Here is a 21074-nt window from a genome sequence, read left to right on the forward strand (position 1 = left end):
GTGGATCAGAGCACGCACTCGGCTTCGGCGTACCGCTCGTCCGGCACCGTCTTCAGCGTCTCCACGGCCTCGGCCAGCGGCACCATCACGATGTCGGTACCACGCAGCGCGGTCATCTTGCCGAACTCGCCGCGGTGCACGGCCTCCACGGCATGCCAGCCGAACCGCGTCGCGAGCACGCGGTCGTACGCGGTGGGGGTGCCGCCGCGCTGCACATGGCCGAGGATCACGGGGCGCGCCTCCTTGCCGAGGCGCTCCTCCAGCTCGATGGAGAGCTGCCGCGCGATCCCCGCGAACCGCTCGTGGCCGTAGACGTCCTTGCCGCCCTCGTCGTACTCCATCGACCCGACCCGGGGCTTGGCGCCCTCGGCGACGACGACGATGGCGAACTTCTTGCCGGCCTCGAACCGCTCGCCGACCTTCTTGGTCAGCTCGTCGATGTCGAAGGGCCGCTCCGGCACGACGACGGCGTGCGCGCCCGCGGCCATGCCGGAGTGCAGCGCGATCCAGCCGGTGTGCCGGCCCATGACCTCGACGATCAGCACGCGCTGGTGCGATTCGGCGGTGGTCTTGAGGCGGTCGAGTGCCTCGGTGGCGACGCCGACGGCCGTGTCGAAGCCGAAGGTCACGTCGGTGACGGCGATGTCGTTGTCGATCGTCTTCGGTACGCCGACGATCGGGAGGCCGCTGTCCGAGAGGAGGCGGGCCGCCTTCAGGGTGCCCTCGCCGCCGATCGGGATGATCGCGTCCAGGCCCAGGTCCGCGACGTGACCCCTGGCCCGCTCGACGCCGTCGCGCAGATGCGCGGGCTGTACGCGGGAGGAGCCGAGGATGGTGCCGCCGCGGGCGAGGATGCCGCCCACCGCGTCGAGGTCCAGCTTGCGATAGTCGCACTCGAGCAGGCCCTTCCACCCGTCGTGGAAGCCGATGACCTCGTCGCCGTGATCGACGACGGCACGGTGCACGACCGAGCGGATCACGGCGTTCAGGCCGGGGCAGTCGCCCCCGGAGGTGAGGACACCAATACGCATAAGCCCGGATTACCTTTGCAACGTGGGCCGATGGCCGGACCACGCCGTCCGGCTGGACCCCCGTACCTTATCGGCGTCCGGGGGGCCGTCCGCACGGGGCGTCCGACTGGTGGACCGGCCTGCTCACATGGGCGCGAGGGTGCCCTAAAGGGCCCTTTGCGGGGCCCTTTCGAGAGGTCAGGCGGGCTGCGTCGTGGCCGCCGCGATGCGCTCGCCGCGGAGCTCCTCGTACCAGTGGTCGTTCACCGGCGGCAGCGCGTTCACGTCCAGCGCCAGCTTGATCAGCAGGTCGGCGATCTGCGGATTGCGCGCGAGCACGGGCCCGTGCATGTACGTGCCGAAAACGGTGTCGTTGAAGGCGCCTTCGGTGCCGTCCCCCGTGCCGTTGCCCTTGCCGATCCGGGTGCGGGCGAAGGCTCGCGCCGTGGGGCCGAGGTGCGTGACGCCCTGGTGGTTCTCGAAGCCGGTCAGCTCCGGGAGGCCCAACTCCGGGTCGATGTCACCCAGTACGTCACCGACACAGCGCTCGCCCTCGCCGCGCGTCGAGACGACGTCGAGCAGGCCGAGACCGGGCTCGCGCTCACCGAGGTCGTTCACGAACTCGTGGCCGAGGATCTGGTAGCCGGCGCACACGGAGAAGACGATCGCGCCGTTGGCCACCGCGCGCTGCAGTCCGCCGTCGCGGCGCAGCCGCTCCGCGGCGAGGCGCTGCGGACGGTCCTCGCCGCCGCCGATGAGGTAGATGTCGCCGGAGGTCGGCACCGCCTGGTCGCTGCGCACGTCGTAGCGCTCGACCTGGAGGCGGCGCTGCTGGGCGCGGCGCTCCACCACCAGGGCGTTGCCCTGGTCGCCGTAGGTGCTCAGGAGGTCGGGGTAGACCCACACGAGACGCAGGCTGTTGTCACTCATGCTCATGATCCTTCGCTGGTCCTCGTGGCGGCGGGCTCAGTTGCCCACACGGCGGCGGACGTCCTGGAACGCGGTGTAGTTGGCGATCAGCTCGATCCGCCCCTGGGGCGACATCTGCACCGCCTCGTCGAGCGAGTCGCAGACCCGGAAGTCCAGGCCGGCGACCTCGAGGCGGACCGCGAGGTCGAGCCGGCGGTCGCCGATCACGCAGATCGGGTGCCCGGCCAGGCGCGTGTAGTCGACGTCCCACAGCCAGGAGGTGTCGGTGCCGTCGGCCCCCCGCGCGTTCACCGAGAGGATCACCGGCGTCGGCGGCGGGTCGATCAGAGTGAACGTTTCGAGCCAGCCCGCCGGGTTCTTGGCGAGCAGCAGCCGCAGCTCGCGCTCCTGGAACTGCACGACGTCGTAGCGCCCCGCCACCGCCTGCACCTGGTACATGCGCTCCAGGGCGACCTGCGGGGGCACCCCGAAGCAGGCGGCCACGGCCGCGGACGTCGCCGCGTTCGCCTTGTTGGCGCGGCCCGGCAGCTGGAGGTTGATCGGCCAGGCGGAGCCGTGCGGGTCGATGACGTGGTCGCCCTGGAGCGCCCAGCTCGCGATCGGGCGGCGGAAGCCGCATTCGCCGCAGAACCAGTCGTCACCGGGGCGCTGCATCACGCCGCCGCACGCCGGGCAGGACCAGGCGTCGTCCTTCCATTCCTGACCCGCGGCGACCCACACCACGTTCGGCGAGGAGGAGGCGGCCCAGACGATCAGCGGGTCGTCCGCGTTCGCGATCACGACGGCCTTCGAACCGGACAGGCCCTCGCGCCACTTCTCGGCGAGCATGCGGGTCTCACCGGCGCGGTCCAGCTGGTCGCGCGAGAGGTTGAGCAGCGCGATCGCCTTCGGTTCGGTGTCGCGGGCGACACCGGCCAGGTACTTCTCGTCGACCTCGATCACGCCGTACTTGGCCTCGCCGCCGCCGGCCAGCGCGGAGGTGATGCCCGCGGGCATGTTTGCCCCCAGCGCGTTCGAGACGACGGGGCCGCTGGCGCGCAGGGCCTCCGCGAGCAGTCTGGTGGTCGTCGTCTTGCCGTTCGTGGCCGAGACGAGCACCACGTCCAGGTGCTGGGCGACCCGCGCGAGCAGCTCGGGGTCGAGCCGCAGCGCGACCTTGCCACCGATCACTGATCCGCTGCCGCGGCCCGCCGCCCGCGACACCGCGGCCGCGGCCCGGCCGGCCGTCACGGCCAGCTTGGCGCGCGGAGTCATCGGCTCCGAGTTGCCTGCCATCTTCCTGGGTCCTCCTTGCGTACGGCGCCGCGCCTGCCCCCGGCATCGTTAATGGGCTCAGCCTATCGAGATCCTCTGACAAGCCCGAACAGCGGCACCACCAGCGCTTCGTGGTGCGCACAGGACCGTACCCTTACCGGCATGCGACACGGCTCGATCCCGGGCGCCTCAGGGCGCGTACGACCCCTGACCCTGCTCGGTGAAACCGTGCTGCACCAATCCTGCGCGCAGGTCACGGACTTCGGCCCGGCTCTCGCGCGCCTGGTCGAGGACATGTTCGCCACGATGTACGCGGCGCAAGGTGTGGGTCTCGCCGCGAACCAGGTCGGCGAGGGAATGCGGGTCTTCGTCTTCGACTGTGAGGATGACGACGATGTGCGCCACGTCGGCCACGTCGTCAACCCGCGCCTGGTCGAGGCCGACGGTGAGGTGATCCGCGGCCCCGAGGGCTGCCTGTCGCTCCCCGGCCTGGAGGCGGGCACGCCCCGCTTCGACCACGCGCGCGTGGAGGGGTTCGACGTCGACGGCGCACCTGTGGTGATCCACGGCACGGGCTGGTTCGCCCGTTGCCTCCAGCACGAGTGCGACCACCTGGAGGGGCGTACGTACACGGAGCGGGTCACCGGGTGGCGGCGCAGGAAGGTGCTGCGCCAGGCGGCGAAGGCGTCGTGGGCGTCGGGTTCCGTGCCATCCTGAGGCGTCAGAAGCCGGGGCCGCCCACCTTGTCGCCCGCCGCGGCGAGCCGCCCCCACAGCAGGTCGGCGAGGCCGCGCACCAACTCGGCGCGCTCGCACGGACGGTCACCGAGCCACCAGTCGCCCGCGGCGTGCATCATGCCGACGATCCCGTGTCCCCACACGCGCGCGAGCTGCTGGCTGCCGGGGCCGAGGTCCACGCGCTCCTCGATGACCTCGGCCAGCTCCTCGCCCATGCGGCGCAGCACAGGCGCCGAGTGCTGTCCGACGTCGAACCCTGATTCGGCGGGGGAGCCCTCCGACGGATGCATCAGGAAGCGGTAGACCTGGGGGCGGGCCTCGATCGCGGCGAGGTAGGTGTCGAGCGTCGCCTCGACGCGCTCACGCCGCTCCGCGGGCGCGTCCAGCGCGGCCCGCAGCGAGGCGAGCAGCGCGTCCGTGTGGCGAATGGCGAGCGCGGCGTAGAGGCCGCCCTTGTCGCCGAAGTGCCGGTACAGGATCGGCTTGGTGATCCCGGCCTCCGCCGCGATCGCGTTCATCGAGGCGCCGGGGCCGTCCCGGAGCACCACGCGGTCCGCGGCCTCCAGCAGCTCGCGCCGCCGACGCTCGGCGGCGGACTGCTGGTCCGCGCGCTGATCGGTCCGCTGTGTGGTCTCCATGAGCACTCCCCGCCCCCTGCGATTGCCTGATGCTCGCGAAAGGTAACACCCGACGGCCATCCGGTATCGAACGCGTACTCGGAGGTTGACAGGTGCTACTCGTCAGTAACAGACTCGGGTTACCTTAAGTAACACAGTATTGCGTGCGCCCTGGAGGGGTTATGGCCGAGTTCACCATGGATCTCAACGACGAGCAGAAGGAAGTGCGTGACTGGCTGCACGGCTTCGCCGCCGACGTGATCCGCCCCGCGGCCGCCGAATGGGACGAGCGCGAGGAGACCCCTTGGCCGGTCATCCAGGAAGCGGCCAAGCTCGGAATCTACTCCCTGGACTTCTACGCGCAGCAGTTCTTCGACCCTTCGGGCCTCGGCATCCCGATGGCCATGGAGGAGCTGTTCTGGGGCGACGCGGGCATCGGCCTGTCCATCGTCGGCACGGGCCTCGCCGCGGTGGGCGTCCTCGCCAACGGCACCGAGGAGCAGATCGGCACCTGGATCCCGCAGATGTACGGCGACGTGAACGACGTGAAGGTGGCCGCCTTCTGCTCGTCCGAGCCCGACGCGGGATCCGACGTCGCCGCCATGCGCACGCGTGCCGTCTACGACGAGGCCAAGGACGAGTGGGTCCTCAACGGCACCAAGACGTGGGCGACGAACGGCGGCATCGCCAACGTCCACGTAGTGGTCGCTTCCGTGGACGCGGAGCTCGGCTCCAAGGGGCACGCCTCCTTCATCGTGCCGCCGAACACCCCCGGCCTGTCCCAGGGCCAGAAGTTCAAGAAGCACGGCATCCGCGCCTCGCACACCGCCGAGGTCGTCCTGGAGAACGTCCGGGTGCCCGGCTCCTGCCTGCTCGGCGGCAAGGACAAGCTCGACGAGCGCCTCGCCCGCTCCCGCGAGAAGGCCAAGAAGGGCGGCGAGCGCGTGAAGAACGCCGCGATGGCCACCTTCGAGGCCTCGCGTCCCGCCGTCGGCGCCATGGCGGTCGGCACGGCCCGCGCCGCCTACGAGGAGGCCCTGGAGTACGCGAAGACGCGCGAGCAGTTCGGCCGCCCGATCATCGACAACCAGGGCGTGGCCTTCCAGCTCGCCGACATGCGCACCCAGATCGACGCCGCGCGCCTCCTGGTGTGGCGTGCCTCCTGGATGGCGTCCACGGGCAAGAAGTTCGAGAACGCCGAAGGCTCCATGTCCAAGCTGTTCGCGAGCGAGACCGCCAAGAAGGTCAGCGCCCAGGCGGTCCAGATCCTCGGCGGCAATGGCTTCACGCGCGAGTACCCCGTGGAGCGCATGCACCGCGACGCCGCGATCTACACGATCTTCGAGGGTACGAGTGAGATCCAGCGCCTGGTCATCGCCCGCACCCTCTCGGGCATGCCGATCCGCTAGCGGGTCCCTACCCGTCCTCGTCGGCGGAGCCGAGCGCGCCAGCTAGGGCCCTTCTGACGGATCTTGCTGGCAGGGGGGACCCCCTCGGCGTTGTCGTCGGTTGCCAACGCTCCGCGTTGACGCCCTCCTCTGCCTTGCAGCTGCACGCACCAGGCCCCGCTTGTCGGCACCGGCCCGTGAACGCCGTCCGTATCCAGCCCGATCCGTCAGAAGGGCCCTAGCGCCGAGGCGGGGTCGGACGCCGCGGGACCGGCCGGGGCCCAGCGGCCGCGCTGCTTGCGGTACGGCCACCAGCGCCCGTCCCGGCCGAGCCGCAACTGGGCCTGCCCGTCGGCGGTGCTCCAGCGGCCGCGAGCGGCCTTGAGCACGGGGCGCTCGTCGTCGTCCCAGGCCGCGTCGAGCGCGGCACGCGCGCGTGCCAGGACTTCCCCGTCCGGGGCCCACTCCTCGTCCAGTACGTCGAGCGCGGCGGCGCCCCCGTACTCCCAGGCGTGCACGGCGAGCGTCAGGCCCTCCCGGCCGCGGCCGTCGACCTCGGCGAGCCGTGCCCGGATGTGCTGTTCGGGCGACGCGGCGGCCAGACGTACGGCGTCCTGCGGCACGGTCAACTCCGGCGGGGCAGGGCGCTGTTCGTGCCCGGGGGACAACGCCTCCGTCAGCAGCCTGTGCGCCTCGGCCGCCGCCCGCGCGCCGAGGAAGCCGAGCGCGGCGACGTCCGTGCCCGCGGGCGGCGGCGTCTCCGTGTCGAGCGACGGCGGCAGGCCCGGTTCTTCGGGCAGCGGCGGCGGACCCGGCAGCGGCGGCAGCACGATCGCCGACGCGTACGCCTCGGCCGCGTCCACGCCCTCGGCCTCGGCCTCTCGGCCCTCGCGCGGCGCTTGCGGTTCGGTGCGCGCGGTGCTGCGCACCTGAAGCTCGTCGAGCAGCGCGCGCTCGCCGCGCCCGCGCAACAGGAGCAGCACGAACGGATCCTGGTCCAGCAGGCGGGCGAGCTGATAGCTCAGCGCCGCCGTGTGCGCGCAGTGGTCCCAGGCGTCGCAGTCGCAGCGCGGCTCCAAGTCGCCGATCCCCGGCAGGAGTTCCACACCTGAGGCCGACGCGTCCTCCACCAGATGCGGCGGCATGTCGCGGTCCAGGAGCGCCGCGATGTGCCCGGCCCGCTCGGCCGCCATCGTCAGGAAGGCGTCCCACTCGTCCTCGTTCAGGCACTGCAGCAGCACGTCTGAGCGGTGGGTGGCGCCGCCGCGGTCCTCCACCACCGCGGTGATGCGCCCCGGCAGGACCGACACCGCGCCCACCGCTCCCGCGCGCGCGAGTCGGCGCCCCGCCTTCAGCTGCGCGGTGTCGAGCGCGGTGTCCTCCAGAGCCTTCAACCAGGCCTGTCCCCACCAGGTCCGGGCAAAGGCCCGCCCCTGCGCGGGCGGCAGCGCCGCGAACGTGCGCATGTCGTCTTCGCTGTGGCTCATCGGGTGCCCCCTCGCAACTCGACCAGATCCGCCAGTTCCGCGTCGGTGAGTTCGGTCAGCGCCGCCTCACCGGAGCCGAGCACCGCGTCCGCCAACTCCTGCTTACGCAGGAGCATCTCCGCGATGCGGTCCTCGATCGTGCCCTCGGCGATCAGCCGGTGCACCTGCACCGGCCTGGTCTGCCCGATGCGGTACGCGCGGTCGGTGGCCTGCGCCTCCACGGCCGGGTTCCACCAGCGGTCGTAGTGCACGACGTGCTCCGCGCGCGTGAGGTTGAGTCCCGTGCCCGCGGCCTTCAACGAGAGCAGGAAGACGGGTACTTCGCCCCGCTGGAAGCGCTCCACCATCGCCTCGCGCTCCGCGACCGGGGTGCCTCCGTGGAGGAACATCACCGGGACGCCACGCGCCGCCAGATGCCGTTCCACGAGGCGGGCCATCTGCACGTACTGCGTGAAGACGAGCACACCGGCGTCCTCGGACAGGATCGTGTCCAGGAGCTCGTCGAGGAGTTCCAGCTTTCCGGAGCGGCCGGTGATGCGCGGCCTGTCCTCCTTGAGGTACTGCGCCGGGTGGTTGCAGATCTGCTTGAGACCGGTGAGGAGCTTGACGATCAGACCGCGCCGCTCGAATCCGGCCGCCCCGGAGATCTCCGCGAGCGTCTCCCGCACCACGGCCTCGTAGAGGCCCGCCTGTTCGGCGGTGAGGGACACCGCGCGATCCGTCTCGGTCTTGGGCGGCAGTTCCGGCGCGATGCCGGGGTCCGACTTGCGCCGACGCAACAAGAAGGGCCCGACGAGCTTGGCCAGACGCTCCGCGGCCGCCGGGTCCTTGCCGCCCTCGATCGCCTGGGCGTAGCGCGTGCGGAAGGCGCCGAGGCGGCCCAGGAGGCCGGGCGTCGTCCAGTCGAGCAGGGCCCACAGCTCGGAGAGGTTGTTCTCGACCGGGGTGCCGGTGAGCGCCACGCGCGCGCGTGCGCCGATGGTGCGCAGCTCCTTGGCCGTCGCCGAGTAGGGGTTCTTCACGTGCTGGGCCTCGTCGGCGACGAGCATTCCCCAGGCCGCGGTGCCGAGTTGGGCGGCGTCGAGGCGCATCGTGCCGTAGGTGGTGAGCACGAACTCGCCGTCGGCGAGGTTCTCCAGGGAGCGCCGCCCGCCGTGGAAGCGGCGTACGGGGGTGCCGGGCGCGAACTTCTCGATCTCGCGCTGCCAGTTGCCCATCAGGGACGTCGGGCAGACCACGAGCGTGGGTCCCGCGCTCTCCGGGGAACTCTGGCGGTGCAGGTGCAGCGCGATCAGTGTGATCGTCTTGCCCAGGCCCATGTCGTCGGCGAGGCAGGCGCCGAGGCCCAGCGATGTCATGTGGGCGAGCCAGTTGAGCCCGCGCAGCTGGTAGTCGCGCAAGTCGGCTTCGAGCGCGGCCGGTTGGCCGACCGGCGTCATGCCCTCGGGGTCGGCGAGGCGGTCCCGCAGGGCCGTGAGCCAGCCCGTCGGCCGCACGTCGACCCGGCGGCCCTCGACCTCCGTCGAGCCCGTGAGGACGGCGCTCAGCGCGTCGACAGGGGTGACCTTGCGGTCCTGGTGGGAGCGCGCGCGGCGGGCCTCCACGGGGTCGATCAGCACCCACTGGTCCCGCAGCCGTACGACGGGACGGTTCGCCTCGGCGAGCACGTCCAGCTCCGCGCGGCTCAACTCCTGGTCGCCGAGGGCGAAGCGCCAGTCGAACGTCAGCAGGGCGTCGGCGGACAGGAAGGACGGTCCGTCGGAGGACAGTCCGTCAGGGTCCCCGCCCTCGGCCGGGCCGATCACGGCACGGGCCGTCAGCTTGCGGGCCAGCTCCTTGGGCCAGTGCACCTCGACACCGGCCGCGGACAGCGCCCGCGCGCCCTCACCGAGCAGCTCCGTGACCTCCTCGTCGGCCAGTTCCACGGCGTCCGGCACGGTTGCGGAGAGCAGCGGCGCGAGCGGAGTCCACGCGCGCGTGGCGCGGCGCAGCGCCAACAACGCGTCCATACGGGCGCGGTCGCCGAAGGCCCGCCCCGCGGCGCCGGATGCGGCCCACACCTGTGCCGCATCCGCGACCAGGGTGGGATCGCTGACGCTGTGCAGTTGAAGCACCGCGCGGAACGGGACGCGGGCCTCGTCGTCCGCGAGCTGTTCGAGCTGATCGAGTCCAGGGACCTCCACGCGCAGCGAGATCCGCACGCCCGCGTCGAGCCCCGCCGCGACATCCGCCGCCCAGGGGCGCAGCTCGGGCACCCGCTGCGGCTCCCGCGCCGCGAACGCGGGTCCACCGGCGGCGTGCGCGGCGGCAGGGGAGCGCGGCAGGGCGTCGGCCACCGCGTCCAGGAACGCGCGCAGCAGCCGCTCAGGGGCGTGCAGGCGCGGCGGTTCGGTCCCGTCCAGGGGCACGGCGTGCGCCTCGGGCGGCATCGCGGCAGCCAGCTCCCTGACCCGGTCGAGGTCGTCGGCGCCCAGTGGGCCGGCGCGCCACGCGTCGTGGCCTTCGGCGCTCACCCCCGGCAACAGCAGGCCACGGGCGACGAGTTGGAGCGCCAGGAAGCCGGCCGCGCCCCAGAACGTCACCGTCGGGTCGGCGTCCGCGGTGCTACGCGCGCGGGTGAGCACCGGCAGCGCGGCGCGCACGGGCAGGGTGACGGCCGGTACGCTCACCGGCTCCACGGCGTCCTCGCCGGGCAGCGCGAGGCGCAGCTCGGTGCGGGTGCCCGCGTCCGGCAGCGGCGGTTCGCCGCCTTCGGGTCGCCAGAAGGACACGGTCGACGTGCGGGCCGGGTCGGCGGGGTGGAACACGGCGCCGCAGCGCGCGAGTTCGGTGGTCTCGGACGGGGTGGGCGGAGCGGTGTGGGTGTGCTCGGAGATGGCGACGTCCTCGTATTCATCAAACTTGACTACTCACCCTGGAGGCGCCGAGGGTACACCTCTGGATCAGCCGGACGCGCCTCCATGTGTCGTGATCTGAATCACTCGACCCTTAAGGGTGGGGCTTACCCCCCTCTTGAGGTGGGGTCAACCCAGGCGGTACTCGGGTGGTGGCGCCATGGCCGATCAAGGCCCGTGATCCATAGGTTCCTAGTGGTCGGGCGACGCGTAGCCCGCCGCGTCGACCTCACCCACCACAGACCGGAGACCGCCATGCCCTCGGCCGTCGGAACCCTGCCGGAACCCGCCACCAGGCCGGCCTCCCCCGAAGGGGGAAGCGAGTTCACGCCACTGCTGCGCGCCATCAAGGGGCAGGGGCTGCTGGAGCGGCGCACCGGCTGGTACGTGCGCACCATCCTGGTCAACGCCCTCTGCCTCGGCGCCGTCGTCACGGGCATGGCCCTCCTCGGCGGCTCGTGGTGGGTGCTCGCCCTCGCGCCGGTCCTCGCGGCGCTGTGTGCGCGCACCGCCTTCATCGGGCACGACGCGGGCCACGCCCAGATCACCGGGAACCGGTCGGTGAGCCGGCTGATCGGCCTCGTCCACGGCAATCTGCTGCTCGGCATGAGCTACTCCTGGTGGAACGACAAGCACAACCGGCACCACGCCAACCCGAACCACATCGAGAAGGACCCCGACGTCGCCGCCGACGTACTCGTCTTCACCAGCAAGCAGGCCGCCACGCGCGCGGGGTTCCGCGGCTGGCTCACCCGCCACCAGGCCTGGCTCTTCTTCCCGCTCACCCTGCTCGAGGGCCTCGCCCTGAAGATCTCCGGATTCCAGGACCTGCGCCGCCAGAGCGGCCGCGAACGCCTCGTGGAGGGCGCGTTCCTGGTCGCGCACGTGGCCGGCTACGTCACCCTGCTCCTCACCACCATGCCGCTCGGCCACGCGCTCGCCTTCGCGGCCATCCACCAGGCCCTGTTCGGGCTGCACCTGGGCATGGCGTTCGCCCCCAACCACAAGGGCATGGAGATGCCGGACCCGGACGGCGACAAGTGGGGCCACCTGCGCCGCCAGGTCCTCACCTCGCGCAACATCAAGGGCGGCCTGCTGACCGACTGGTTCCTCGGCGGCCTCAACTACCAGATCGAGCACCACCTGTTCCCGAGCATGCCCCGCCCCCACCTGCGCCTCGCCCAGCCCCTGGTGAAGGACCACTGCCGCGGGCTCGGCATCCCCTTCGTGGAGACAGGGCTCGTCGACTCCTACCGCCAGGCGCTGCGCCACATGTATGAAGTGGGAGAGCCGCTGCGGGTCGACATCTGACGGCATCCCGGCCGGGTGCGGGGGCACGGAATCAGGGATGTCTCAGGGTCGGTCTACGGAACTGCGGGCGACATGGGCCCGTTTCTCACAGCAGAGGCGGGTCCGCTCCACTCAGGCGAGGGCGGGCCGCCCCGAAGGAGGCCACACACATGTCGAAGAACGCGAAGATCGCCGCGGGAGGTGTGGCGGCCGGCATCATCCTGCTGATCTGGCTGCCCTGGTGGGCGGCCCTGCTCATCGTGCTGGGTGCGCCCGCCGCCGCGTACCTGATGCTCGACCCCTCGCAGCGGCGCAGGCTGCGCCGCGTCTCGCGCAAGGAGCTGGGGCGCTGAGGGGACATCGCGACGGTCGGAGCCGCGCGGGGCGCGAACGCCCCGTGCGGCTTCGGCGGTTCACGTAGGGCGTACGGCCATCTTGTCGAGTGCTTCGAGCAGGCTCGGCAGTTCCCGGCCGCGGCCGACCGGCAGCACTTCGCCCGGCTCGTCGTCGAGGAGTACGAAGGCGATGTCGTCGGTTCGCGCGACCATCGACCAGCCCGGCCCGTCGGCGCGCAGCGTCCGGGCGTCGCCGGAGGCGAACGCGGAGCGCACGCGGCCCAGGGGCGGCGGCGCGTCCACGTACCCGCGCGCCTCCGAGAGGACCCGCCGGATGCCCGTTGGCGTTCCGCTCGGCCCGTCCTCCGCGGCGTCGCCCTCCTGAGGCGCCTCGGCGTCCTCCTCCGCGGCGAACTGGGAGTCGTCGAGCTGTTCCCGCCACACGGCCCACTGAAGCGCTATCTCGTCGGCTCCCAGGCGCCGTTGGGCCGGGCCCCACGTCTCCGTGTCGGGCGGCGTCAGCGGCGCCGTGTCGGCGTACTCGGGGTCGGGCTCGGGATCGTGCGGCGCCGGGACGCCGGGGGCCGCCACGGCGAGCGCGAGCGGCCAGCCCGGCAGCGCGGCGACCATGCTGTTCTCGTCGGGCGAGAGCTCGTACTCCATGCCGCAGTCCCACGACGCGATGGCGACGGCGACCAGCGACACATCGTCGACCACGACGGTCCAGCGGGCACCCTCTCCGTCCTGGCCGAGCACCAGGCCGTATCCCTCGGCCAGCGGCTCAAGCCCCAGCGCCGCGCAGGCCTCCGGGTAGTCGTCGCCGAGCACGCTCGGGAACTTCGCAGGTGTCAGCAACACCGCCGTCAGTACGTACAGCGCGTCGTCCCCTTCGACCGCTGCTTCGTCCACTCCGGCCACGCCAGCCTCCCCTGAACTTCGTTCCACCGGCGAGACCTTAGCCAGTGCCCGATGGCGTCGTACAGGGGGGTCCATGGTCGATGACCAGGAAAATCAGCGGCAGTTCAGCTCCTGTAGCCCCGCCGTGAACATAATGTCGACGTGATGTGCTCATGATGTGCGCCCGGGGCGTGTGTGCGGTCAACCGGCGGGCAGTCCAAGAAGGGCGCGGGCGACAGTCCGTGGCGGCTCGTCGCGCTCGCGCGCGAGGGCGACGACGGCCCTGCAGGCGAGCTCGTTGACCCCGAAGGCCAGCGCGCTCGGCTCGACCCAGGTAGCCGCCTCGTCAGCACGCTCCTGATCGTCCTCGACACCCGCCACTACGTAGGCGGCAGCCGCCTCGAAGAGATTGTGCGCACGCTCTTTCCTGCTCGGCGTGCCGCCGTCCTCGCGCCACGTCCTCCAGGCCTTGCGGACTCGATCGATCATGGACGCCACCGTCCCCCTGCCCGTAACCGCCAACGTGTGTCGCGCAGTTGCGGCCATGGTGGCAGACCCGGCCGCGGAGCGGATCCCACGCGGCGCGGCTCAGTTCTCCTCCCGCACCGCGAGGGCCAGGAAGCGCTCGTCCTCGTCGGCGTACGAGGTCATGCGCCAGCCGGCGGCGGCGAGCAGCGGGCGCAGGTTGGGCTCGGCGCGCAGGTCGTCCGGCGTGAGCGTGCGGCCGTGGCGTGCGGCGAGGGCGGCCCGGCCGATGGGGTGGAACAGCGCGAGCAGCCCGCCGGGGCGCACTACGCGCGCCAACTCGCGCAGATTCCCGGACGGTTGCGGCAAGTGCGAGATGAGTCCGGCCCCGAACACCGCGTCCAGCACGCCCGTACGCAGCGGAAGCCGGGCCACGTCCGTGAGCAGCAACCGCCCTTCGGCGTCCCTGCCCGCCCGTACAGCCCGCTCCAGCATGGCCGCTGTCAGGTCGGCGCCCAGGACCACCCCGGAAGGCCCCACGGCCGCGCGCAGCGGCGACAGCGCCCGCCCCGTGCCACAGCCGGCGTCGAGCACACGGCTACCGGGGCGCAGCCCCAACGCGGTCACGGCGGACGCGTAGGCCGGGCCGTCGTCGGGGAAACGGGTGTCCCAGTCGGCGGCCCTGGCCGTGAAGAACTCCTGCACACGCGTGGCGTCATCGCTCATGCGCTCCATGATTGCGCAGCGCAGTGACAGCGGCGCCCAGGCGCGTCCTGTGACACGAGTGGGGGACACGGGGTCGAAAGGTCCCCTTCTCCGTCGAAGACATCGCATGCACGTGCGGTGCGCATGTTCGACTCTCCGGCGACCGTTCCGAACCGTATCTCCTCCGTATTCCAAAACCTTTCGAACTGCGCCCCTGCTGTACGCCCCCAGCGGCATACCGTCCCTGACCCATGGGACACCTGGACCACGCCGCCTTCGGTTGGCTTACCCCCGTGCTGTCGTACGCGATGGCCTGCATCGGCGCCGCGCTCGGACTGCGCTGCACCGTGCGCGCCCTGAACACCACCGGAAGCGCACGGCGCAACTGGCTGCTCACCGCGGCCTCCGCCCTCGGCACCGGCATCTGGACCATGCACTTCGTGGCGATGCTGGGGTTCACCGTCACCGGCACCGAGATCCGGTACAACGTTCCGCTGACCATCCTCAGCCTCGTCGTCGCGGTGACCGTCGTCGGTGTCGGCGTCTTCGCCGTCGGCCATCAGCGCGAGCGCGGGCGCGCGCTGGCCCTGGGCGGACTCACCACGGGCATCGGCGTGGCCAGCATGCACTACCTGGGAATGGCCGCCCTGCGCCTGCACGGGCAGGTCAGTTATGACCTGTTGCTGGTCGTCCTCTCCGTGGTGATCGCCGTCGTCGCGGCGACCGCCGCGCTGTGGGCCGGCCTCAACATCAAGTCGCCGGGCGCCGTCGCGGTCGCCTCCCTCGTCATGGGCGGCGCGGTGAGCAGCATGCACTACACCGGGATGATGGCGGTGAGCGTGCGGGTGGCCCCCTCCACGGCGGAACTCGCCGGGGCCACGGCGATGCAGTTCATCTTCCCGCTGGCCGTGGGGCTCGGTTCCTACCTCTTCCTGACCTCGGCGTTCGTCGCACTGTCCCCGACCGCGGACGAACGGGAGGCCTCCACGTCGGCGCAGCGCCCGCTGGAGCACCAGACCCCCTGACCGCACCGCCACCGGCCCGGCACCAGGAGCGCGAAGGTGCCCCGACCCCGATCGAGGAGGCCATGCGCCCGCCCCGCAGAACCCCCAGCTCCGGCCCTGTGCACGAGAGTTCGGCCCCCGCGCGCGGACGGCGTGCGCACGCCGGGCTCCCTGCCGACGAACGCGCCCCGGTGGAGCCGGAGCCCCGCAGGGCGCCCCCCGTGCGCGGGGGAGCCATGAATCTGCGTCCGCGTACGGTCCGCGCGAAAATCATCTGCCTCCTGATGGTGCCCGTCGTCTCGCTGCTCGCCCTGTGGGCCTTCGCCACCGTGAGCACCGCCCAGGACGTCGCACGGCTGCGGCAGTTGCAGCGGGTCGACGAGACGGTGCGCACGCCCGTGGGCGCGGCCGTGGCCGCCTTGCAGGCCGAACGCACCGCGGCCGTCTCCTACGCCACCGAGCCCACCGCCGCCCGCGGCGACAACCTCACAAGGCGCGCCGCACTCACCGACCGCGCCGTCTCCGCCCTGCGCATCGGCAAGGACGGCACCGTCGCCGACGGAGCCGACCTCCCGCGCGCGGTGGCCGGCCGACTGGAGTCGTTCGTCGGCAACGTCGAGCACCTACGAAGTGTGCGCAAGGCCGTACAGGAGCGACGCACCGGCTGGGACGACACATACGGGCAGTACACGAGGACCGTCGACAGCGCCTTCGCGGTCAGCGGCTCGCTCACCGGCATCCAGGACTCCGAACTCGGCTCCGACGCGCGCGTGCTCCTGGAGTTCGGCCGCTCCGGCGAGATGCTCGCCCGCGAGAACACGGTGCTCATCGGTGCGCGCCTGGCCGGCTCCCTGGACGGCGAGCGGCTGCGGCTGTTCACCGGGGCGGTGGAGACCCGCGGGAACCTGATGGGCACGGCCGCGAGCGACCTGCGCGGGCCCGAACGAGCCGCCTGGAAGCGCCTGGCCGCAAGCCGCGCCTACAGCGACGTGCGTGCCGTCGAGGACCGCACCCTCATCGCGGAACCGGGCGGGAAGGCGCTCGCCGCCGCGTCCGCCGGCTCCTGGAACACGGCGTACGCGACCGTGCAGGACCGATTGCGCACCATCGAGACGGACGCCGCACGCGGCGCCGCGGTCCGCGCCGACCCGCTCACCCGCGGACTGCTCACCCCGGCGGGAGCAGCCGTCCTGCTCGGACTCGTCGCCGTGGCTGCCTCGCTGGTGATCTCCGTGCGCATCGGCCGCGGCCTCGTCGTCGAACTGGTCAGCCTGCGCAACACCGCGTTGGAGATCGCCCGCCGCAAACTGCCCGACACCATGCGCAGGTTGCGGGCCGGAGAGGAGATCGACGTGGCGGCCGAAGCACCCCAGGGCCCGCCCGCGGAGGACGAGACGGGCCAGGTGTCCGAGGCGCTCACCACCGTGCACCGCGCGGCCCTGTACGCCGCCGTGGAGCGCGCCGAACTCGCCAGCGGCATCTCCGGGGTCTTCGTCAACCTCGCCCGCCGCAGCCAGGTCCTCGTCCACCGCCAACTCGGCCTCCTGGACAGCATGGAGCGCCGCGCCGACGACCCGAGCGAACTCGGTGACCTGTTCCGGCTCGACCACCTCACGACACGGATGCGCCGCCACGCGGAGAGCCTGATCATCCTGTCCGGAGCCGCGCCGGGCCGCGCCTGGCGCCAGCCCGTCCCGCTGACGAACGTCGTGCGGGCCGCGGTCTCCGAGATCGAGGACTACGCGCGCGTGGAGGTGCGCCATCTCTCCGCCGCCCAGGTGTCCGGCGCGGCCGTCGCGGACCTCACCCACCTGGTGGCCGAACTCGTCGAGAACGCCGCCCAGTTCTCACCCCCGCACACGAAGGTGCGCATCAGCGGCGAGCCCGTCGGCAACGGGTACGCGATCGAGATCGAGGACCGCGGCCTCGGCATGGGCAAGGAGAGCCTCGCCGAGGCCAACCAGCGCATCGGACACTCGGAAGCCCTCGACCTGTTCGACAGTGACCAGCTCGGCCTCTTCGTGGTCAGCAGGCTCGCCAAACGCCACGACATCAAGGTGCACCTGCGTACGTCCCCGTACGGGGGCACCACCGCCGTCGTCCTGCTGCCCACTCCCATGCTGCACAAGGACCGCGAGGTCGGGCCGAGTGCCCGTGACGCACACCAACTGTCCCAGGAAGAGCGCCGCTACGCGCGCGTGCCCGAGCCCGAAGCAGCGCCGATGAACGACAGCAACCCCGTGCCGGCGCCGGCGCCCCGCCCGGCGCTCGCCTCCTCGTCGGAGACCGAGAGCCCCCGGCACCCGCCGGGTGTCACCGCGCTGCGCCTGCGCACGTCGCCGGAGCCCGCGCTCCCCGAACAGCCCGATCACCCCGAGCATCCCGATGACGACACGGCCCCACCCCCCGACGGCCTTCCACGCCGCGTACGCCAGGCCAGCCTCGCGCCCCAACTGCGCGAGCGGCCGGCCGAACCGACGCCCCCCGCGCGCGTACCCGCACCGGACGAGCGCACCCCCGAACAGGTCCGGTCCCGGATGGCCTCCTTCCGGGACGGCTGGGCCAGAGGCGGTGGCCGCCCGCCCGGCCCCGACACCCATGAAGGAGATCCCGCATGATCAAGGAACCGAGCATTACGGGGACGGCCCACGGTTCCGGCGAACTCGACTGGCTCCTCGACGACTTGGTGCTTCGAGTGCCCGGACTGCGGCATGCCGTGATCCTCTCCAACGACGGGCTTGCCGTCGGCTCCTCCAGCGGCCTGCGCCGGGAGGACGCCGAACATCTCTCGGCCGTCGCCTCCGGCTTCAACAGCCTCGCCAAGGGAACGGGGCGGCATTTCGGCACGGGAGGGGTGCGGCAGACCATGGTCGAGATGGATGAAGGTTTCCTCTTCGTAGCGGCCGCAGGCGACGGTTCCTGCCTCGCTGTCCTGAGCACCGGAACCGCCGATATCGGGCTCGTCGCCTACGAGATGGCGCGCCTGGTCAAGAGGGTCGGCGAACACCTCTACACGGCCCCGAGAGCCGCCGGGCAGCCGCCCACCGCGGGCTGACGGGCACGGTCGGCGACATGAACGACAACGACCCCGGCAGCCAGTGGTTCGACCAAGACGCCGGGCCCCTGGTCCGCCCCTACGCGATGACCGGTGGACGGACCGCGCCCGGGCCCCAGGGGGCGCACTTCGACCTGATCGCCCTGGTGTCGCTCGACACCGCGGCGCCGGGTCCCCACGACGACACCGCCCTCGGTCCCGAGCACCGGTCGATCATCGAACTGTGCCGCACGGAGACCCAGACGGTCGCTGAACTGGCCGCAGGGACCGACGTACCCCTGGGCGTGGTCCGTGTGCTCCTCGGCGACCTGCTCGAACTGACCTGCGTGAAGGTCACCAGGCCGGTGCCGCCCGCACAGCTACCTGACGAGAAGATCCTGAGAGAAGTCATCGATGGGCTCAGAGCACTCTGACATCACGGCCGAAGGACCCACGCCCGCCCTCGCGCTGAAGATACTGGTCGCGGGCGGTTTCGGGGTGGGCAAGACCACCCTGGTCGGCTCGGTCAGCGAGATCAGGCCGCTGCGCACCGAGGAACGCCTGAGCGAAGCGGGCCAGCACGTGGACGACACCGGGGCGGTCGAACGCAAGACGACCACGACCGTCGCCATGGACTTCGGCCGCATCACCATCAGGTCCGGTCTTTCGCTCTACCTGTTCGGCACGCCGGGCCAGGACCGCTTCTGGTTCCTGTGGGACGAGCTCTCGCAGGGCGCGCTCGGCGCCGTGGTCCTCGCGGACACCCGGCGGCTGGAGGACTGCTTCCCCGCCGTCGACTACTTCGAGCACCGGCACATTCCGTTCGTCGTGGCGGTGAACTGCTTCGCGGACAGCAAGGCCTTCGGGGCGCACCAAGTGGCCCGTGCCCTGGACCTCGACCGCGGAACCCCCGTGGTGCTGTGCGACGCGCGCGACCGTGACTCGGGGAAGGAGGTGCTGATCAGACTGGTCGAGTACGCCGGGCGCATGCACTCCGCCCGGCTGCTCGACTCCGTGGGCTGACGCCAGGGCCCTTCAGCCGGCCATGTCGCCCAGCGCCACGACCTTCTCCACCCGTACGCGGACGACGAGTTCACCCGGCACCGCGTTGCGCCGGCCGAACTCCTCGGCGCGGTCCGCGCCCATGTACCGGCCGCCGATCCTGGTGGCCGAATCCAGCAGCTCGTCCGGGTCGTCGCTGAGCTCGGCGCGGCCCTGGATCGACACGAACGCGAACGGGGGCCGCTCGTCGTCGATGCACAGGGCGACCCGATCGTCCCGGGCCAGATTGCGGCCCTTGACCGTGTCCTTGCCGGTGTTGAACACGATGTCGTCGCCGTCGACAACGAACCAGACGGGCGCGATGTGCGGGCTGCCGTCGGCCCGCACCGTGGACAACTTGGCGGTGTGAGTGCCCTCGGAGACGAAGGCCTTCCATTGCTCATCGGTCATCTTGTGTGCCATGCGCCCATCCTCCTTGCCCGGATGTCCACCGTGGGGAAGGCTTGCGAGTGAGATCCTCCGGGCAGGGGAGCGGATCCCCTCCGGGGCGGGGAGCCACAGGGAAGCGGGGACAGGGGATCATGGGGCAGCAGTACGAAGGACTGGGTTGGCTGCTGGACGACCTGACGCAGCGCGTCGAACATGTGCGGCACGCTCTGGTCCTGTCCAACGACGGCCTGGTGACGGGCGCGAGTACGGGCCTGCCCCGCGAGGACGCCGAGCACCTCGCCGCGGTCTCGTCCGGTCTGCACAGCCTCGCCAAGGGATCCGGCCGGTACTTCGGCACCGGCGGAGTGCGCCAGACAATGATCGAGTTCGACGACGCGGTGCTGTTCGTCACCGCGGCGGGCGAGGGCAGCTGCTTGTGCGTGCTCAGCGCGGCCGAGGCCGACATCGGGCAGGTCGCGTACGAGATGACGCTGCTGGTGCACCGGGTCGGCGAACACCTCACCGTCGACGTGCGCAAACCGGAGCGAGGCCGCTAGCAGACCTGTGACCTGCGGCGATCCAGAAGTCGGAAGGGTTATCCACAGGCCCGCACGGGGCCGGGTGATCCGGGCTACGGTTCTCTCAAGTGGTCACGGAGAGTGACCGCGTCTGATTCGCAGACGGGGGAGAACCATCGTGCAAGGCGACATCATGACCAGGCCCCAGAGCAGCGCGGCGAAGGAACTGGGGCTGAAACGCGGCGAGTTCGACCTCGCCGTCCGGCTGGGCCGCATCCGTACCGTCCCGGCGCCGGGCGGCGGCCGACGCCGCGTTCCGCGCGAGGAGATCGACCGCATCCGTGAGGCCGAGGGCTTCCCGGACACGCTGCTCGCGCAGGTCAGGGTCGTGGGCACGACAGAGGGCTCCGAGCTCATGGACATCCCGTCGACCCGCTTCACCAGGCTGGCCCGCGCCGGGATGCTGACGCCCGCGAAGTTCTACGTCAACCGGTACCGCGCGGTGGTGTGGCTGTACCTCGCCCAGGAACTACGTGAGTTCGCGGCGGCCGAGGTCAACGGGCCGCTGTTGACGGGGCGGGCGCCCGACAGGGTGCGCGCAAGGCTGCAGGCCGGTGCGGATCTACGGCCGAAGAACTGGCGGGCCAGGCACGCCGGATATCTGCTCGGGCAGGCCGACGGCCCATGGGAACGGGCGGCGGCCGTCGCGACGCTCCTGGACCCGACGCAGCTCGCGGAACTCGTCGCGAGCCCCTACGAGAGGGCCCACTTGCAACGGCTGCGGTCCGACGAGTTCTGGTACGGAGCACCGGAGTCGCCGAACGCCGCGATCGTCCAGCGCATCCTGACCGCCGACGACCCGGACGAGATCAGCTGGCTGCGCGGCACTCTCCTGCTCAACCTGGAGGAGGCCCGAAGGCGGCTCCCGGCACCACGGCCCGCCGGGCACCTGGAGCCCGCGGCGGCGCTGCCGAAGGCCTCGCCGGAGCCCGTGGCCGAACCTCCAGAGGTGCGGCCACGGAGCCTGTGGTCCCGCCTCATCGGCAGAGGAGCCTGAACCGCGGCGCGGCCCCGCGCC

Annotated in this window: 21 protein-coding genes; 11 read left to right on the forward strand and 10 right to left on the reverse strand. The window is 71.8% G+C overall.

Features of this window, described 5'->3' with window-relative positions:
- Nucleotides 1–5: 5 nt before the first annotated feature.
- The 3 genes from ACFYWS_RS10065 to ACFYWS_RS10075 all read right to left on the reverse strand — a co-directional run bounded on the left by ACFYWS_RS10065 (nucleotide 6) and on the right by ACFYWS_RS10075 (nucleotide 3215).
- Nucleotides 6–1031, reverse strand: coding sequence for a 6-phosphofructokinase (locus ACFYWS_RS10065; protein ID WP_389272278.1), 1026 nt, complete (start codon nucleotides 1029–1031; stop codon nucleotides 6–8).
- 177 nt (nucleotides 1032–1208) lie between these two features.
- A complete protein-coding gene (locus ACFYWS_RS10070) occupies nucleotides 1209–1940 on the reverse strand; it encodes a type 1 glutamine amidotransferase (RefSeq protein WP_389272281.1) in 732 nt (243 codons plus the stop codon).
- 36 nt (nucleotides 1941–1976) lie between these two features.
- The gene (locus ACFYWS_RS10075; protein WP_389272284.1) at nucleotides 1977–3215 is read right to left on the reverse strand and encodes a MurT ligase domain-containing protein; all 1239 of its coding nucleotides are present in this window, start codon (nucleotides 3213–3215) and stop codon (nucleotides 1977–1979) included.
- A gap of 141 nt (nucleotides 3216–3356) precedes the next feature.
- Between ACFYWS_RS10075 and def the strand changes: the two genes are divergently transcribed.
- The gene (gene def / locus ACFYWS_RS10080; protein WP_389272286.1) at nucleotides 3357–3911 is read left to right on the forward strand and encodes a peptide deformylase; all 555 of its coding nucleotides are present in this window, start codon (nucleotides 3357–3359) and stop codon (nucleotides 3909–3911) included.
- 4 nt (nucleotides 3912–3915) lie between these two features.
- On the opposite strand, the gene ACFYWS_RS10085 is transcribed toward def, so the two are convergent.
- Complete coding sequence (locus tag ACFYWS_RS10085) at nucleotides 3916–4569, reverse strand: TetR family transcriptional regulator (protein ID WP_389272289.1); 654 nt, start codon at nucleotides 4567–4569, stop codon at nucleotides 3916–3918.
- Nucleotides 4570–4730: 161 nt separating this feature from the next.
- Between ACFYWS_RS10085 and ACFYWS_RS10090 the strand changes: the two genes are divergently transcribed.
- The gene (locus tag ACFYWS_RS10090; RefSeq protein WP_351331104.1) at nucleotides 4731–5957 is read left to right on the forward strand and encodes an acyl-CoA dehydrogenase family protein; all 1227 of its coding nucleotides are present in this window, start codon (nucleotides 4731–4733) and stop codon (nucleotides 5955–5957) included.
- A gap of 206 nt (nucleotides 5958–6163) precedes the next feature.
- Here ACFYWS_RS10090 and ACFYWS_RS10095 read toward each other — a convergent pair whose 3' ends face one another.
- Both ACFYWS_RS10095 and ACFYWS_RS10100 read right to left on the reverse strand, forming a co-directional pair.
- Nucleotides 6164–7423 (reverse strand): SWF or SNF family helicase, encoded by a 1260-nt coding sequence (locus ACFYWS_RS10095; RefSeq protein ID WP_389272292.1) that lies wholly within the window; start codon nucleotides 7421–7423, stop codon nucleotides 6164–6166.
- Nucleotides 7420–10230 carry an SNF2-related protein gene (locus tag ACFYWS_RS10100; protein ID WP_389272295.1) on the reverse strand — a complete coding sequence of 937 codons (2811 nt, stop codon included), beginning with the start codon at nucleotides 10228–10230 and terminating at the stop codon, nucleotides 7420–7422. The genes ACFYWS_RS10095 and ACFYWS_RS10100 overlap by 4 nt, the downstream gene beginning before the upstream one ends.
- Before the next feature lie 342 nt (nucleotides 10231–10572).
- Here ACFYWS_RS10100 and ACFYWS_RS10105 point away from each other — a divergent pair, with 342 nt between their 5' ends.
- Nucleotides 10573–11628 carry a fatty acid desaturase family protein gene (locus ACFYWS_RS10105; RefSeq protein WP_389272298.1) on the forward strand — a complete coding sequence of 352 codons (1056 nt, stop codon included), beginning with the start codon at nucleotides 10573–10575 and terminating at the stop codon, nucleotides 11626–11628.
- A 149-nt stretch (nucleotides 11629–11777) separates the two neighbouring features.
- Nucleotides 11778–11960 carry a hypothetical protein gene (locus ACFYWS_RS10110; protein ID WP_385764163.1) on the forward strand — a complete coding sequence of 61 codons (183 nt, stop codon included), beginning with the start codon at nucleotides 11778–11780 and terminating at the stop codon, nucleotides 11958–11960.
- A 60-nt stretch (nucleotides 11961–12020) separates the two neighbouring features.
- On the opposite strand, the gene ACFYWS_RS10115 is transcribed toward ACFYWS_RS10110, so the two are convergent.
- From ACFYWS_RS10115 to ACFYWS_RS10125, 3 genes are all read right to left on the reverse strand, one after another.
- A complete protein-coding gene (locus ACFYWS_RS10115) occupies nucleotides 12021–12860 on the reverse strand; it encodes a hypothetical protein (protein WP_389272302.1) in 840 nt (279 codons plus the stop codon).
- Nucleotides 12861–13040: 180 nt separating this feature from the next.
- On the reverse strand, nucleotides 13041–13328 hold the full coding sequence (locus ACFYWS_RS10120; RefSeq protein WP_389272304.1) for a hypothetical protein: 288 nt from the start codon (nucleotides 13326–13328) through the stop codon (nucleotides 13041–13043).
- Between the two features lie 99 nt (nucleotides 13329–13427).
- Nucleotides 13428–14030 (reverse strand): class I SAM-dependent methyltransferase, encoded by a 603-nt coding sequence (locus tag ACFYWS_RS10125; protein ID WP_389272307.1) that lies wholly within the window; start codon nucleotides 14028–14030, stop codon nucleotides 13428–13430.
- 230 nt (nucleotides 14031–14260) lie between these two features.
- On the opposite strand from ACFYWS_RS10125, the gene ACFYWS_RS10130 reads away from it, so the two are divergent.
- From ACFYWS_RS10130 to ACFYWS_RS10150, 5 genes are all read left to right on the forward strand, one after another.
- On the forward strand, nucleotides 14261–15034 hold the full coding sequence (locus tag ACFYWS_RS10130) for an MHYT domain-containing protein (protein ID WP_389272310.1): 774 nt from the start codon (nucleotides 14261–14263) through the stop codon (nucleotides 15032–15034).
- Between the two features lie 62 nt (nucleotides 15035–15096).
- Nucleotides 15097–17631, forward strand: coding sequence for a nitrate- and nitrite sensing domain-containing protein (locus ACFYWS_RS10135; RefSeq protein WP_389272312.1), 2535 nt, complete (start codon nucleotides 15097–15099; stop codon nucleotides 17629–17631).
- Nucleotides 17628–18068 carry a roadblock/LC7 domain-containing protein gene (locus ACFYWS_RS10140; RefSeq protein ID WP_389272315.1) on the forward strand — a complete coding sequence of 147 codons (441 nt, stop codon included), beginning with the start codon at nucleotides 17628–17630 and terminating at the stop codon, nucleotides 18066–18068. The genes ACFYWS_RS10135 and ACFYWS_RS10140 overlap by 4 nt, the downstream gene beginning before the upstream one ends.
- 17 nt (nucleotides 18069–18085) lie before the next feature.
- Nucleotides 18086–18481 carry a DUF742 domain-containing protein gene (locus tag ACFYWS_RS10145; RefSeq protein ID WP_389272318.1) on the forward strand — a complete coding sequence of 132 codons (396 nt, stop codon included), beginning with the start codon at nucleotides 18086–18088 and terminating at the stop codon, nucleotides 18479–18481.
- A complete protein-coding gene (locus ACFYWS_RS10150) occupies nucleotides 18462–19070 on the forward strand; it encodes an ATP/GTP-binding protein (RefSeq protein ID WP_389272321.1) in 609 nt (202 codons plus the stop codon). Before ACFYWS_RS10145 ends, ACFYWS_RS10150 begins: the two co-directional genes overlap by 20 nt.
- A gap of 12 nt (nucleotides 19071–19082) precedes the next feature.
- Here ACFYWS_RS10150 and ACFYWS_RS10155 read toward each other — a convergent pair whose 3' ends face one another.
- Nucleotides 19083–19511: a PPOX class F420-dependent oxidoreductase gene (locus tag ACFYWS_RS10155; protein WP_389272324.1), complete on the reverse strand. Its 429-nt coding sequence runs from the start codon at nucleotides 19509–19511 to the stop codon at nucleotides 19083–19085.
- Between the two features lie 119 nt (nucleotides 19512–19630).
- Here ACFYWS_RS10155 and ACFYWS_RS10160 point away from each other — a divergent pair, with 119 nt between their 5' ends.
- Both ACFYWS_RS10160 and ACFYWS_RS10165 read left to right on the forward strand, forming a co-directional pair.
- Nucleotides 19631–20035 (forward strand): roadblock/LC7 domain-containing protein, encoded by a 405-nt coding sequence (locus tag ACFYWS_RS10160; protein ID WP_389272327.1) that lies wholly within the window; start codon nucleotides 19631–19633, stop codon nucleotides 20033–20035.
- Between the two features lie 154 nt (nucleotides 20036–20189).
- The gene (locus ACFYWS_RS10165; protein ID WP_389272330.1) at nucleotides 20190–21053 is read left to right on the forward strand and encodes a DUF6397 family protein; all 864 of its coding nucleotides are present in this window, start codon (nucleotides 20190–20192) and stop codon (nucleotides 21051–21053) included.
- Nucleotides 21054–21074 lie beyond the last annotated feature (21 nt).

The organism is Streptomyces sp. NPDC002795, from assembly GCF_042888725.1.
GTDB lineage: Bacteria > Actinomycetota > Actinomycetes > Streptomycetales > Streptomycetaceae > Streptomyces.